General features: G+C 39.2%; 13 protein-coding genes. 8 read left to right on the top strand and 5 right to left on the bottom strand.

What is annotated here, in order from left to right; genetic code table 11:
• Window positions 1–121 precede the first annotated feature (121 nt).
• On the bottom strand, window positions 122–1,510 hold the full coding sequence (locus MKL36_RS17145; RefSeq protein WP_000107088.1) for an amino acid permease: 1,389 nt from the start codon (window positions 1,508–1,510) through the stop codon (window positions 122–124).
• A gap of 358 nt (window positions 1,511–1,868) precedes the next feature.
• On the opposite strand from MKL36_RS17145, the gene fahA reads away from it, so the two are divergent.
• The 4 genes from fahA to MKL36_RS17125 all read left to right on the top strand — a co-directional run bounded on the left by fahA (window position 1,869) and on the right by MKL36_RS17125 (window position 5,439).
• Window positions 1,869–3,176, top strand: coding sequence for a fumarylacetoacetase (gene fahA / locus MKL36_RS17140; protein WP_032050077.1), 1,308 nt, complete (start codon window positions 1,869–1,871; stop codon window positions 3,174–3,176).
• Window positions 3,163–3,795, top strand: coding sequence for a maleylacetoacetate isomerase (maiA, locus tag MKL36_RS17135; protein WP_086374173.1), 633 nt, complete (start codon window positions 3,163–3,165; stop codon window positions 3,793–3,795). Before fahA ends, maiA begins: the two co-directional genes overlap by 14 nt.
• Window positions 3,796–3,812: 17 nt before the next feature.
• On the top strand, window positions 3,813–4,361 hold the full coding sequence (locus MKL36_RS17130) for a VOC family protein (protein WP_086374172.1): 549 nt from the start codon (window positions 3,813–3,815) through the stop codon (window positions 4,359–4,361).
• A gap of 298 nt (window positions 4,362–4,659) precedes the next feature.
• Window positions 4,660–5,439: an IclR family transcriptional regulator gene (locus MKL36_RS17125; RefSeq protein WP_000568800.1), complete on the top strand. Its 780-nt coding sequence runs from the start codon at window positions 4,660–4,662 to the stop codon at window positions 5,437–5,439.
• A 65-nt stretch (window positions 5,440–5,504) separates the two neighbouring features.
• Here the strand turns inward: MKL36_RS17125 and hppD are convergent, their stop codons facing one another.
• Window positions 5,505–6,560, bottom strand: a complete 1,056-nt coding sequence (gene hppD / locus MKL36_RS17120; protein WP_000353163.1) for a 4-hydroxyphenylpyruvate dioxygenase — start codon at window positions 6,558–6,560, stop codon at window positions 5,505–5,507.
• A 522-nt stretch (window positions 6,561–7,082) separates the two neighbouring features.
• On the opposite strand from hppD, the gene MKL36_RS17115 reads away from it, so the two are divergent.
• Complete coding sequence (locus MKL36_RS17115) at window positions 7,083–7,553, top strand: DUF523 domain-containing protein (RefSeq protein WP_046127397.1); 471 nt, start codon at window positions 7,083–7,085, stop codon at window positions 7,551–7,553.
• Between the two features lie 20 nt (window positions 7,554–7,573).
• Here MKL36_RS17115 and MKL36_RS17110 read toward each other — a convergent pair whose 3' ends face one another.
• From MKL36_RS17110 to pncA, 3 genes are all read right to left on the bottom strand, one after another.
• A complete protein-coding gene (locus MKL36_RS17110) occupies window positions 7,574–8,917 on the bottom strand; it encodes an MATE family efflux transporter (RefSeq protein ID WP_086374171.1) in 1,344 nt (447 codons plus the stop codon).
• A gap of 178 nt (window positions 8,918–9,095) precedes the next feature.
• Window positions 9,096–10,034 (bottom strand): bile acid:sodium symporter family protein, encoded by a 939-nt coding sequence (locus MKL36_RS17105; RefSeq protein WP_031964027.1) that lies wholly within the window; start codon window positions 10,032–10,034, stop codon window positions 9,096–9,098.
• A gap of 54 nt (window positions 10,035–10,088) precedes the next feature.
• The gene (pncA, locus tag MKL36_RS17100; RefSeq protein WP_031993889.1) at window positions 10,089–10,733 is read right to left on the bottom strand and encodes a bifunctional nicotinamidase/pyrazinamidase; all 645 of its coding nucleotides are present in this window, start codon (window positions 10,731–10,733) and stop codon (window positions 10,089–10,091) included.
• Window positions 10,734–11,062: 329 nt separating this feature from the next.
• Here pncA and dapA point away from each other — a divergent pair, with 329 nt between their 5' ends.
• From dapA to purC, 3 genes are read left to right on the top strand one after another with little or no spacing between them, the layout of a single operon-like run.
• On the top strand, window positions 11,063–11,956 hold the full coding sequence (gene dapA / locus MKL36_RS17095; RefSeq protein WP_000193600.1) for a 4-hydroxy-tetrahydrodipicolinate synthase: 894 nt from the start codon (window positions 11,063–11,065) through the stop codon (window positions 11,954–11,956).
• 15 nt (window positions 11,957–11,971) lie between these two features.
• Window positions 11,972–12,574, top strand: a complete 603-nt coding sequence (locus MKL36_RS17090) for a hypothetical protein (protein WP_001177091.1) — start codon at window positions 11,972–11,974, stop codon at window positions 12,572–12,574.
• Window positions 12,575–12,610: 36 nt separating this feature from the next.
• Window positions 12,611–13,330 carry a phosphoribosylaminoimidazolesuccinocarboxamide synthase gene (purC, locus tag MKL36_RS17085; protein ID WP_000917863.1) on the top strand — a complete coding sequence of 240 codons (720 nt, stop codon included), beginning with the start codon at window positions 12,611–12,613 and terminating at the stop codon, window positions 13,328–13,330.
• Window positions 13,331–13,376: the final 46 nt, after the last annotated feature.

Here is a 13,376-nt window from a genome sequence, read left to right as displayed (position 1 = left end):
CACTTAATTTCAGAAATGTTATAATATAACAATTATTAAATCCTTTAATTTCTGTTGTAAATTTTAAAAAATAAAAAAGGACGTATTTATACGTCCTCTTTAGCTTCTATCTAAGACCTAATTACATATCGGCTTCTAAAGCATGTACAGGCTGCTCAGCTTTTATTTTACGGCGCTTAAATTGATAAGCCACCATCAAACACAAAATCCATCCTGGAATCATCATAACTGCCACACGCATGTCTGGCGTTAAAGACATCACAACTAAAATTCCAAGCATAAATGCCATGCAAAGATAGTTGCTAAATGGATACATGAAGCTTGGGAATTTAGTCGTTTGACCTTGACGTTGCATGAATTTACGGAATTTTAAATGTGTCCATGAAATCACTACCCAGTTAATTACAATCGCTGCTACGACAAGCATCATGAGTAAACCAAATGCTTTTTCAGGGAAAATATAATTAAGTAAAACACACAATACCGTTACAAATGCAGAGACTAGAACCGCATTGGTTGGAATACCGCGTTTATTAATACGGGCAAGAGCTTTCGGGGCATTACCTTGTTGGGCAAGACCTAAAAGCATACGGCTGCTGCAATAGCTGGTTCCGTTATAGACGGAAACCGCAGCTGTCAAAATAACGAAATTTAATAATGTCGCAACACCTTGGCTATCTAAAGAGGCAAAGACCATCACAAAAGGACTGCCACCTTCTGCCATTTGATTCCACGGAAATAATGAGAATAAAACAAAAAGTGTCGCAATATAGAAAATCAAAATACGATAGATAATCTGGTTTACAGCTTTAGGTAAAGTTTTGTCTGGATCACGCGCTTCAGCAGCAGTAATACCAAAAAGCTCAATACCGCCAAAAGCAAAAATAATCACAGCCATAGCCATAACCAAGCCTTCAATACCAAATGGGAAGAAACCACCTAATGCCCAAAGGTTAGAAATACTGGCCTGAGGCCCTGCTGTGCCGGTTGCAAGTAAATATGAACCGAAACCGATCATGGCTAAAATTGCTAAGATTTTGACAATAGAAAACCAAAATTCCATTTCGCCAAAAAACTTAACATGCAGTAAATTGATACCATTAATGAGAATAAAGAACGTTAGAGCAGATGCCCACGTTGGGATTTGCGGCCACCAATATTGAATATAAAGACCAATTGCACTTAACTCTGCCATACACACAAGTACATTGAGTACCCAGTAATTCCATCCTGACATGAAACCTGCAAAAGGTCCCCAATATTTGTAAGCGAAGTGGCTAAAAGACCCACTTACAGGTTCTTCTACGACCATTTCACCGAGCTGGCGCATCATTAAAAAAGCAATAAATCCTGCAATCGCATAACCCAAGATTACCGATGGACCTGCCAATTTAATCGATTGTGATATACCAAGAAACAGCCCTGTACCAATCGCTCCACCCAACGCAATCAGCTGGATGTGACGATTACTCAAACCATGTTTCAGGTTTCCTTGCTCTTGTGTTGACATATGATTATTCTCATCCTTGTCACGTAATTTTTTTCCAATAAATTACGTATATCATAAATTGATCGGATTTTCATAGAGATTGATGAAAAAATAATTGCGTTACTTTTCTCACAACCGCGCATGAAAACAGAAAATGCAAGAAATAACAATTATTATGCAATGTGTAATTAAATTATGTATTGCGTAATTTTATGAATTCAGTATTATAAGAACCATGAAGTAATTGGTTGTTCTCGGTCTCTATCAAACTCATAAGTAAAAAGATGATCTAAATAACGGTTAAAACTTATTGAGTAGCTCAGTCCCTAGACCGAACTTTTATTTGTATAAGACGCGAGATGAAGACAAGGAAGCGAAAATGGAACAAAAACTAAACTCTTTTATTGAAGTTTCACCTCAATCTGATTTCACTATTCATAATTTGCCTTATGGTATTTTTAGTAGAACAGCCGAAGGCGAGCGTCAGGTCGGTGTAGCTATCGGTGATTGGGTCATTGATCTCGCTGCTCTTGAAAAGCATGGTCTTTTAAAACTTTCAGATCAAGACACCTACTTTAACCAGCCTACACTGAATAAATTTATTGAATCAGGCAAAGCCAATTGGTCTAAAGTTCGTAAAACGCTACAGTCTCTTCTTTCAGTTGATAATTTAACGCTTCAAGAAAACGAAGCATTGCGCCAAGAAGTTTTGGTTAAGCAAGACAGCGTGACTTTGCATTTACCACTTCAAGTATCTGGTTATACCGATTTCTATTCTTCTAAAGAACATGCCACCAATGTAGGCTGTATGTTCCGCGACCCTAAAAATGCCTTACTTCCAAACTGGACTGAATTGCCTGTTGGTTACAATGGCCGTGCTAGCTCTGTTGTAGTCAGTGGCACTCAAGTCGTGCGCCCATCTGGACAAATTAAACTTCCAAATGAAGAGCGTCCAGTTTTCTCAGCTACGCGTAAACTCGATTTCGAACTTGAAACAGCATTTGTTATTGGTAAACCAACGGAGCTTGGCCAGCCAATCTCAATTGAAAATGCTTGGGACCATATTTTTGGAATGGTATTACTCAATGACTGGTCAGCGCGCGATATCCAGCAATGGGAATATGTACCTCTAGGTCCTTTTAATTCAAAATCTTTTGCTAGTGCCATCTCACCTTGGGTAGTCACGCTTGAAGCACTTGAGCCATTTAAAGTGGAAGGCCCAAAACAAGAGCCTAAACCTTTAGCGTATCTACAAGAAAATATCGCGAATAGTTACGACATTAATTTGAGTGTTGAAATTCAAAGCCCGAAATCAACACAACCTGATGTGATCTGCCGTACTAATTTTAAATATATGTATTGGTCTATGGCTCAGCAGCTAACTCACCACACCATTGGAGGCTGTAACGTTCAGGTTGGTGATTTAATGGGTTCAGGTACTATCTCAGGTTCTACACCTGACTCTTATGGTAGCTTGCTTGAGTTGACTTGGAACACCACCAAGCCTCTAACACTTGCGAATGGTGAAACTCGTGGTTTCTTGCAAGACGGCGATACACTCATCATGAAAGGCCACTGTGAGAAAAATGGTATCCGTATTGGTTTTGGTGAAGTCCGAAATACGGTACTTCCTGCATTAACTTTTGATTTTGCAGAAACTTCGGAGCCTGATTATGAAGCTGTATAGTTACTTTCGTAGCTCTGCAGCTTACAGAGTACGGATTGGTCTCAACCTTAAAAATCTCGCTTATGAAACTGTACCCGTTCATTTAGTTAAAAATGAGCAGCAAAGCGAAGACTATTTAAACTTAAATCGCAGTGCCTTAGTACCAACTTTAGTGGACGGCGATTTAACCCTGTCACAGTCATTAAGTATTTTGGAATATCTGGATGAACAATATCCTGAAACCAAATTACTTCCAAATGATGTGAAAGAAAGAGCCAAAATCCGTGCTTTTGCCCAAGCAATCGCTTGTGATATTCACCCGTTAAATAACTTACGCGTGCTGAAATATTTAAAAAATGATTTAAATGTTTCGGACGAACAAAAAAATTACTGGTATCAGCACTGGATTCTTGAAGGTTTTCAAACACTCGAACAGCAACTTCAAGATTCAAATGGGCAATTTTGTTTTGGACAACAAGCAACCATTGCCGACTGCTGCCTAATTCCACAGGTTTACAACGCGAAACGCTTCAAGATTGATTTGTCGGCGTTTCCAAAAATTGAATTAATTTATCAACATTGTTTGTCTATCCCAGCCTTCTATAACGCGGCGCCAGAACAACAACCAGATTGGGAATAGTAAAAAGGAGTTTCAACATGACATTTGCCATTAAAAAAATACATCACGTTGCATATCGCTGTAAGGATGCGAAAGAAACTGTTGAGTGGTATAAAAAAATGCTCAACATGGACTTTATCTTAGCTTTTGCAGAAGACCATGTACCTTCAACGAAAGCTTTTGACCCGTATATGCATTTATTCCTAGATGCAGGTCAAGGCAACGTTTTAGCATTTTTTGAATTGCCAACCCAACCAGAAATGGGCCGTGATGAAAATACGCCTCAATGGGTGCAACATATTGCCTTTGAAGTTGAAGATTTAAATGCCCTTTTAACTGCCAAAAAACATTTGGAAGACAACGGTGTTAAAGTGTTAGGGATTACCAACCACGGTATCTTCCACTCAATTTATTTCTTTGACCCAAATGGACATCGTTTAGAACTGACTTATAACGATGCACATGCTGAAGAAAAAATTGCAAAAATTACTGAAGAAATGAAAACTGAAATGTTAGAGGAATGGAGCAAAACCAAACGCGCTCCACACCATACTCATTTCTTGCATGAAGAAGAATTAGGCGCGTAATTCTTTCAAAGCAATCGTTTTAAAGTCGGCATTGATGGGAATAGTTTAAATGAACTGTTCTATATCAATGCCGATTTATATTGTTTAAATCTACTAAACCTCTATCAATTTACGCTATAAATGTAAGATGAAGGTATTTGTAAAAATTGTGGATTATTAAACATGTGAATTTCGCTAATAGAAAAAGGTGATTTCTATTTTTCTATAGGCTCAGGCATGATGTAAAACGCATCAATGCCAATTCATGTTCTGAATAAAACTGTTTAACTGCTGAAATAAATCGATTAAGGGTATTTAAATGATTGAAGAAAAAATATCTGGGGGGGTTCAATCACTTGAAGTTGGCTTATCCGTACTAAATGCCCTTTTAGAGCACAATCAACCCATTATTCTCAAAGACTTATCTAGTAAGCTTGAGATGCATCCTGCCAAAGTACACCGCTACTTGGTGAGCCTAATTCGCATGGATTACGCCAAACAACTTGAGGATGGCCAATATGCCTTAGGTGATCAAGCATGGCGTTTAGGCTTAAACTGCATTCAGCACAGCGATACTTTACAGTTAGTACAACATTTAATTTACGACTTACAAAGCAAAATTGGCTGTGGTATTCAAATTAGTAAGTGGTCACCCAAAGGCCCTGTCGTGGTTCAATCGATTGAATCTAACCACCCAATTTCGATTGTGACCAAAGTTGGCTCAATTATGCCTTTAGTCAATTCTGCTGCTGGGCGTTTATTTGCTTCTTACCTTCCTGAGCATTTTGTTCGTCCTTTATTAGAAACTGAGTGGCAAAAACATCAGGAACTTGGGCTAAACATTGCGCCACATAACTGGGAAGAATTTTTAGAACTTAAAGAGACGATCCGCCAACAACAAATGTCTGCGGCGAAAGGTGATTTACTTACCGGTATTAACGCAGTAGGCCTGCCAGTATTTAACTCAAACCAAGGGATTGAGTTTTGTATTGTGGCGCTTGATAGCGAGATGTTTTTACCCGTCGATCCACAAAGTAAAATTATTGAAACACTTAAAAATGAGATTAATTCAATTAATCAATATATTAAAAGCCGCTAATCAATAGCCATAAAAAAACCAAGAGCATTGCTCTTGGTTTTTTTAGATTAGAGACAAAGCAAAACTTATTTTGCTTCGAGCACACCACGGCGAATCTGGTCACGTTCAATCGATTCAAACAGTGCTTTGAAGTTACCTTCACCGAAACCGTCGTCATCTTTACGTTGAATAAATTCAAAGAAGACTGGCCCAATCATATTTTCAGAGAAGATTTGTAATAAAAGCTTCTTCTGGCCATCTTTAGTACTGCCGTCTAATAAAATACCGCGTTGTTTTAACTCTTCAGTTGGTTCACCATGTTCAGGTAAACGCTCTTCAAGCATTTCATAATACGTATTTGGCGGTGGTGTCATAAACTTAAGACCCAAGCCTTTTAACTTATCCCAAGTCGAAATTAAGTCATCACAAATAAACGCGATATGCTGAATACCTTCGCCATTAAAATCAGCTAAGAATTCTGCAATTTGGCCGTTACCCTTGTCTGAGTCTTCATTTAAAGGAATACGGATCATGCCATCTGGTGCAGTTAATGCTTTAGAGGTTAAACCTGTATATTCACCTTTAATGTCGAAATAACGAATTTCCTGGAAGTTAAAAATCTTCTCGTAGAAGTTTGCCCAATACTCCATACGTCCTTTGTAGACGTTATGAGTTAAGTGGTCGATTTCTTTTAAACCCGCACCTTCAGGGTTACGCTGCGCATCATCGAAGAAAACAAAGTCATTTTCATAAATATCGCGGTCAACCAAGAAGATTGGCATGCCACCAATACCTTTAATTGCCGGAATGTTAAGCTCCATTGGCCCAACTTTTGAGTACATTGGTTCTGCACCAAGTTCAACCGCCTTTTTAAAAGCTTTTGCTGCATCACGAGTTTTGAATCCCATCGCACAAGCAGATGGACCATGCTCATTAAAAAAGAATGAAGCATAAGATTCTGGCTGATAATTCAGGATAATATTGATATTTCCTTGACGCCATAAGTACGCTTTTTTCGATTTATGCTTGGCTACTTTTGAAAAGCCGATTGTTTCAAAAATTGGATCTAATTCATTTTCTTTTGAAACAAACTCAATAAATGCAAAACCGCATAATTCTAATGGGTTCTCTAAAATATCCATCTAGTTTCCCTCTGGTAATTACCTGATCCGTTTACTTCTCATGCTGATCTGGTCAGCTCCTTTCTCTATAGAATACGCATTTGCTGGGAGTATGTTTGAACCGTCAAAATGCCTTAGCCCAACGCATCCTATGAGAAAAAAACCAATAACTAAAACGAAGATTGAGTGAGCGCAAAGCTGATGATTAATTTCCCTTCTATATGGTGTTTGTTTTCCATACACACTGTCCTTTCTTATCTAAAAGTACGATTGAGATTTTTCAATAAACCTTTAAAAATCGTCTTTTCCTAAAGTTATTCCTAGATTTATGGAGGCCAACATCCTTGTTGGACCTCCAATGGCCATTTACCTTAAGACAGATGCTACTAAAAACAATTAAATTATGCAATACATAATTTAATTATGAATTGTGTAATTTATTAATCAAATTACTTCGTTTGTTTGTGCTTGTTTTAGATTTCATATTTTATAAATCATTGGGTACACTCACATGGCTTTTAAAGTTCTAAGGGCGGAAAAACCATGCTTTTAATCAGTGCCTGTTTAATTGGGGAGCCTGTACGCTACGATGGCCGCTCTTGCTTACACACTACACTTAAGCAGTTATTTTTAAATAAAAAAGCGCATGCACTTTGTCCGGAGTTATTAGGTGGTTTTACTACTCCAAGGTTACCTGCAGAAATTGTTGGGGGTACGGGTCAAGATGTGCTTGATGGTAAGGCAAAAATCATGGATTCATCTGGTTTAGATGTGACTAAGCTATATTTAAAAGGCGCCTACCGTACTTTAGACATTGCACGGCAAATACAAGCAACTTGTGTGGTTTTAAAAGAAAACAGTCCGTCTTGTGGTAGTCAAAAAATTTATAACGGTACTTTTCAAGGCGAGAAGATCACGGGTGTTGGGATTACCACGGCACTGTTACAGCGCCATGGTTTTGAAGTGATTTCTGAAAATGAGATTGAAGAATGGTTAACAGCACACCCTCTTTAAGGTTGTGTTGATCTACCTAATCAAAAACCTCTTAATTGCTTTCTAAAACGAAAACAGAAGGCACTCAATACACAAGCTACTAAATAGCTTATGGCTGCCATACTCCAGAAACCATAAATTCCCATTGCAGATATAGAGTGACTCCCCCAGTGCAGTCCTTTATAAGCCATCCACCAACCACCGCCCAATCCGAAACATAGCACCACGACTAAAAAAATCAGCATAGGTAAAATCGACACATCCCAACAACGCAGCAAAGAGGTTAGTAACGTCATTAAACCATCGAGAAAATGAGACATGCAGACAATCAAGAGCAGTGATGCAGCCAAAATCTGTACAGCCAAATCATCTGAATAGAACGTGACAATTAAGCCCCGCTCCAACCATAAACACAAGGATAAACTGCCACTCACTGCCATAATGACCCATATACTTTGTCTGGCAATTTTGTCTGCTTCTTTCATGTTTCCGCTACCCATAGTTCTTGACACCAAAATGCTATAAGCCGAGGCAATTGATGAAGGAAAAATAAACATGAAACCGCCAGTGCTCGCGACAATTTGATGGGCTGCAGACACCACACTCCCGAAAGGCAAAATCAGAATAGCAACTGAACAAAATGCAACAACGTCCATCAACGCCATGATCGCAGTAGGTATCCCTATTTTTAAAATCATACACAGACTTTGCCGGCTATCTTCAACTGACTGTTCTGGATGTTCAATAAAGATGTACCTTTTCTCTAGAAAAAACAGGTAATAAACGGCCAACATAAACCACCGTACAATGATAGTGGCTAACAACGCCCCTATCGCCCCGAGTGGCGGAATTGAAAATAAAGCAACACCATAAATCAGAAGATAGGACAAAATAATTTTAAGAACGAAGAAAAGACTATCTGATAATAAAACCTTATACGCATTTTCAGTGACCTGAGACAAAGCTGTAAATAAGCGCATCAATAAATGGGCAGGTAAAATAAATACCAAAGCCCAAATACAGTTTTTAGTAATTGAAACGACATGCTCAGATGCACCAAATAATTTTGGTAAATCACGGAACAAGTAAAGCAAGGCAATACTCACCAATGCCGAACATAACATCAGCCAAACGCCTTGAATAAAAATTTGACGAATACGTAGTATGTCATGGCAACCATAAGCTTCCGAGAGCTTAAGCATCACACCTTGCAGTATCCCCATTCCAATGACATAAACCACTGTATATAAAGATAAGGTCACCGATAAGGCGGCAACATGGTCATTACTAAAATGCCCTACATAAGCAATATCAATCAATCCACTTAAAACTACAATTAAATTGCTAGAGAGCATGGGAATAAATAATTTAAAAATCTGGTTCATCAAAAAAATGCCTTATTTTTTTCTTTGCGATTTATGTCGATATTCACGTTATTTTTAGTGCATCAATTCGAAGCAAAAGACATACCAGTTTTAAATTCAGCTCAAATAAAAAGTGCTTTAAATAAAAAGACCAAACTATCTGTTTGGTCTTCTTTTCTAATGTATATCGTTTACACAGTTATTCTTGTTTGTGTTTACTTGCCCAATAAGTCGCAAGTGCAGGACCAGAAATATTATGCCAAAGGCTGAAAATAGCACTTGGTACGGCAGTAATCGGGGAAGCCGCAAAATGCACTGCTGCAAGCGCCACGCCTAAGCCTGAGTTTTGCATTCCTACTTCTACCGCAATTGCTTTACTGTCCGCATAAGGCAATTTAAAGAAACGCGCTGCGGCAAAACCTAATAAATATCCAAGCCCATTATGCAATATCACTACCGCCAAAATGAGCAAACCCGACTGTAAAATAGCTACTTTACTGCCACCAATAATGGCTGCCACAATCGCTACAATTGCAATCACTGAAACTAATGGCATGACTTGAATATAGGATTCAACCTGACGTTTAAGCCAAGTTCGCAAAATCAGCCCAATCACAATCGGAAGTAGTACGACCTGCAAAATCGAAATAAACATCGAAGCCGCGTCAATCTTTAGCCATTGGCTGGCGAGTAGATAGAAAATTGCAGGTGTTAACACAGGAGCCAAGAGTGTTGATACCGAGGTACAGGCGACCGATAAAGCCACATTGCCTTTGGCCATATAGGTAATGACATTTGAAGCTGTTCCTCCTGGGCAACAACCGACCAAAATAACGCCGACCGCAATTTCAGGAGGCAAATTAAATAATTTACATAAAATAAATGCCAAGCCCGGCATCACCACAAACTGCGCGACAACCCCAATTAACACAGCTTTAGGGCTTTGTAGTACCCCTTTAAAATCATCAACGGTCATGGTCATTCCCATGCCAAGCATAATAATGCCCAAAATCCATGGGATGTACGCTTTGAGCCAAACAAAAAATTCAGGTTGCCATAGCGCCAGAGCTGCGAAAATAATTACCCATAGGGCAAACGTCTTTTGAACAAACTGAGTAAAACGGAGTAATGCAGACATACTGTTCATCCATACCAAATCGCAATTAAAGTCCAAGCATCAAAATCAGTATCTCTAGCATTCATTCAACAGATCAGTCGATTGAATACGGATAACCCCTTGTTGCTGCATAGTTTGCCACGCTTGTTCTAATGAACCATTAAGATCAATACCTTTACAAGCATCTTCAACCACTAAAGTTTTAAAGCCTTGCTTAACCGCATCTAAAGCAGTCCATGCGACACAAAAGTCTGTGGCAATTCCGACCACATAGACCGTATCAATACCACGTTCTTTTAAGTAACCCGTTAAACCTGTCATTGTTGAGTGGTCGGCTTCCATAAAAGCTGAGTAACTATCAATATGAGCATGAAAACCTTTTCGGATAATCAGTTGAGCTGTCGGGATATTTAAATCCGGATGAAATTCGGCATCATGAGTGCCTTGTATACAATGCTTAGGCCAAAGCACCTGTGATCCATAATCCAGTTCAATCGTTTCAAATGGTTGCTTGCCCGGATGGTTGGCTGCAAAAGAAATGTGATTATCCGGATGCCAGTCTTGAGTGAGGACTACATTTTCAAAACAACCTGCCAATTGGTTAATGGTTGGAATAATCGTATCGGCGTCGGCAACTGCTAGGTTTCCACCAGGGGTAAAACCATTTTGCACGTCAACTACGACTAAAGCCGAATTTTGTGGTTGTTTATTCATTTTCATGCCATCTTAAGTCCCATTCGGGAAAAATATGCATTTTATCTTGCCATAAAAAAGACCGTGTTAAGTAGAGGTTGGAAGAATTGCACCATATTCTCATTTTTACTGTCTTTTACTTGAAATGATCAAATTGGCATTCTATGTTTTGCTCAAGTTTACATAGGGTTTATCAGTCAAGCATATTGTTCTTATGCGTCTGATCAGTCATAATTTGCATAATTGTCATTCAACAATCTGTTATTGTTAGAACTGGACAATCAAAATACTGCAACCATCCCACATTTTGTTTTTCTTACCTCAGATTCGGATGGATAAATAGGATATTTTTTAAAATGACTCAGCAAGCACAGACCATTCAAGGCTCAATCGTCGCAATCGTCACTCCCATGTTGAAAGATGGCGGTGTAGATTGGAAGAGTCTTGAGAAGCTGGTTGAGTGGCACATAGAACAAGGTACAAACAGTATTGTAGCCGTCGGTACAACCGGCGAAGCCTCAACATTGAGCATGGAAGAGCACACACAGGTTATTAAAGAAATTATTCGTGTAGCCAACAAACGTATTCCAATTATTGCCGGTACTGGTGCAAACTCAACCCGTGAAGCAATCGAATTAACTAAAGCTGCCAAAGACCTTGGCGCAGATGCAGCTTTACTTGTAACCCCATACTATAACAAGCCGACTCAAGAAGGCCTTTACCAACACTATAAAGCGATTGCTGAAGCTGTTGAATTACCGCTTATTCTTTACAACGTACCTGGTCGTACAGGTGTAGATTTGTCAAACGATACAGCTGTTCGTTTAGCGGAAATTCCAAATATTGTCGGCATTAAAGATGCAACAGGTGACGTACCGCGCGGTAAAGCTTTAATCGATGCTTTAAACGGCAAGATGGCTGTGTACTCAGGTGACGATGAAACTGCATGGGAACTTATGCTTCTTGGCGCAGACGGTAATATCTCGGTTACTGCAAACATTGCACCTAAAGCAATGAGCGAAGTATGTGCGGTTGCAATTGCAAAAGATGAGCAACAAGCAAAGACGCTTAACAATAAGATTGCAAATTTACACAATATTCTATTTTGCGAATCAAACCCAATTCCTGTGAAATGGGCACTACATGAGATGGGACTGATTGATACTGGTATTCGTTTACCACTCACTCCTCTCGCTGAGCAATATCGCGAACCTCTCCGCAATGCCCTAAAAGATGCGGGAATTATTTAATAAGAGCAATTTATGATGCAATTACGTCTTGGTTTAGTCCTTGCAGTTTCAGCCTTAAGTTTAGCTGGCTGTGGTCGCTTCGCACTCAATAATCACTCTTTAGATTATAAAAATGCAAAGCAACTCGCCCCACTTGAGTACCCTGCCGATGCAACTGTACGACCAGCGACACCTTTGTATCCTGCACCAACAGTAGACCAGCTTGCTATCGATCACGCACCGAAGTTTGAAAACAAGCGTGGCAATCGTTTTGCATTGCCACGTCCTGAACCACTTCAAACTGATACGACAGCAGATGCATCTGCTCAAACAGGTAGTGCGCTTGGTCGCCCTCAACTTGTGACAGATGGTAATAAAAATCCACTGTTAAAAATTGATGGAAGTACTGCCGAGATTTGGCAATACACCAAAGCTACGTTAAGCACGTTAAATTACAACGTCATCGCTCAAGGTAACAATCAAGCGACGATTAAAGTAAATGACAATACATATGTGCTTAAGCTCACTGGTGTTGGCTCTAGTCATAGCCTTGCTCTATTTAATCCAGATAACACTTTTGCCAGCCCTGATGTTGCCGCAGAAGTGTTAAACCAGATTTACCAAAATTGGCCAGCCTAGTCGTTTACTAGGCATTTTTTTTAAAAAGGTTCCCTCATGTTAAAACAAACCTTGCTCTATACTGGTAAAGCAAAATCTGTATATGAAACAGACAATGCCGACCATCTGATTTTAGTCTTTCGTGATGATGCCTCTGCGTTCAATGGCGAAAAAATCGAACAACTAGATCGTAAAGGCAAGGTGAACAACCGTTTTAACGCCTTCATCATGGAAAAACTTGCTGAAGCGGGTATCGAAACGCATTTTGAAAAATTGCTTTCTCCAACTGAAGTTCTTGTTAAAAAACTTCAAATGATTCCTGTTGAATGTGTAATCCGTAACTATGCAGCAGGTTCTCTATGCCGTCGTTTAGGTGTAGAAGAAGGTAAAGAGTTAACTCCTCCTACATTTGAATTGTTCTACAAAGATGATGGCCTAGGCGATCCAATGGTTAACGAATCTCAAGCGATTGCTTTAGGTTGGGCAACTGCTGAACAGTTAGAACAAATGAAAGTGTTAACTTATAAAGTAAATGATGTATTAAAAGCATTATTTGCTGAAGGCAACATGATTTTGGTGGACTTCAAACTTGAATTTGGTGTTTTCCATGATCGTATCGTACTTGGTGACGAATTCTCTCCAGACGGTTGCCGTTTATGGGACAAAGATACTAAGAAAAAACTCGACAAAGACCGTTTCCGTCAAGGCTTAGGCGGTGTTGTTGAAGCTTATGAAGAAGTTGCTGCTCGTTTAGGCGTAGATTTATCTGACATCTAATCAGCTCAACTTTATAAAAAACCGAGCATTTCAGCTCGGTTTTTTT

The organism is Acinetobacter sp. AOR12_HL, assembly GCF_027855275.1.
Classification (GTDB): Bacteria; Pseudomonadota; Gammaproteobacteria; order Pseudomonadales; family Moraxellaceae; genus Acinetobacter; species Acinetobacter baumannii.
The sequence above is the reverse complement of the archived record's forward strand: the minus strand, read 5'-3'. Positions and strand labels throughout refer to the sequence as shown.

Bases quoted from the DNA above. Each gene is read 5' to 3' on its own strand.
- MKL36_RS17105 (WP_031964027.1), bottom strand. From the start codon at position 10,034: ATGTCTGCATTACTCCGTTTTACTCAGTTTGTTCAAAAGACGTTTGCC.
- fahA (WP_032050077.1), top strand. From the start codon at position 1,869: ATGGAACAAAAACTAAACTCTTTTATTGAAGTTTCACCTCAATCTGAT.
- pncA (WP_031993889.1), bottom strand. From the start codon at position 10,733: ATGAAAATGAATAAACAACCACAAAATTCGGCTTTAGTCGTAGTTGAC.
- MKL36_RS17115 (WP_046127397.1), top strand. From the start codon at position 7,083: ATGCTTTTAATCAGTGCCTGTTTAATTGGGGAGCCTGTACGCTACGAT.
- MKL36_RS17090 (WP_001177091.1), top strand. From the start codon at position 11,972: ATGCAATTACGTCTTGGTTTAGTCCTTGCAGTTTCAGCCTTAAGTTTA.
- purC (WP_000917863.1), top strand. From the start codon at position 12,611: ATGTTAAAACAAACCTTGCTCTATACTGGTAAAGCAAAATCTGTATAT.
- MKL36_RS17145 (WP_000107088.1), bottom strand. From the start codon at position 1,510: ATGTCAACACAAGAGCAAGGAAACCTGAAACATGGTTTGAGTAATCGT.
- hppD (WP_000353163.1), bottom strand. From the start codon at position 6,560: ATGGATATTTTAGAGAACCCATTAGAATTATGCGGTTTTGCATTTATT.
- MKL36_RS17110 (WP_086374171.1), bottom strand. From the start codon at position 8,917: ATGAACCAGATTTTTAAATTATTTATTCCCATGCTCTCTAGCAATTTA.
- maiA (WP_086374173.1), top strand. From the start codon at position 3,163: ATGAAGCTGTATAGTTACTTTCGTAGCTCTGCAGCTTACAGAGTACGG.
- dapA (WP_000193600.1), top strand. From the start codon at position 11,063: ATGACTCAGCAAGCACAGACCATTCAAGGCTCAATCGTCGCAATCGTC.
- MKL36_RS17125 (WP_000568800.1), top strand. From the start codon at position 4,660: ATGATTGAAGAAAAAATATCTGGGGGGGTTCAATCACTTGAAGTTGGC.
- MKL36_RS17130 (WP_086374172.1), top strand. From the start codon at position 3,813: ATGACATTTGCCATTAAAAAAATACATCACGTTGCATATCGCTGTAAG.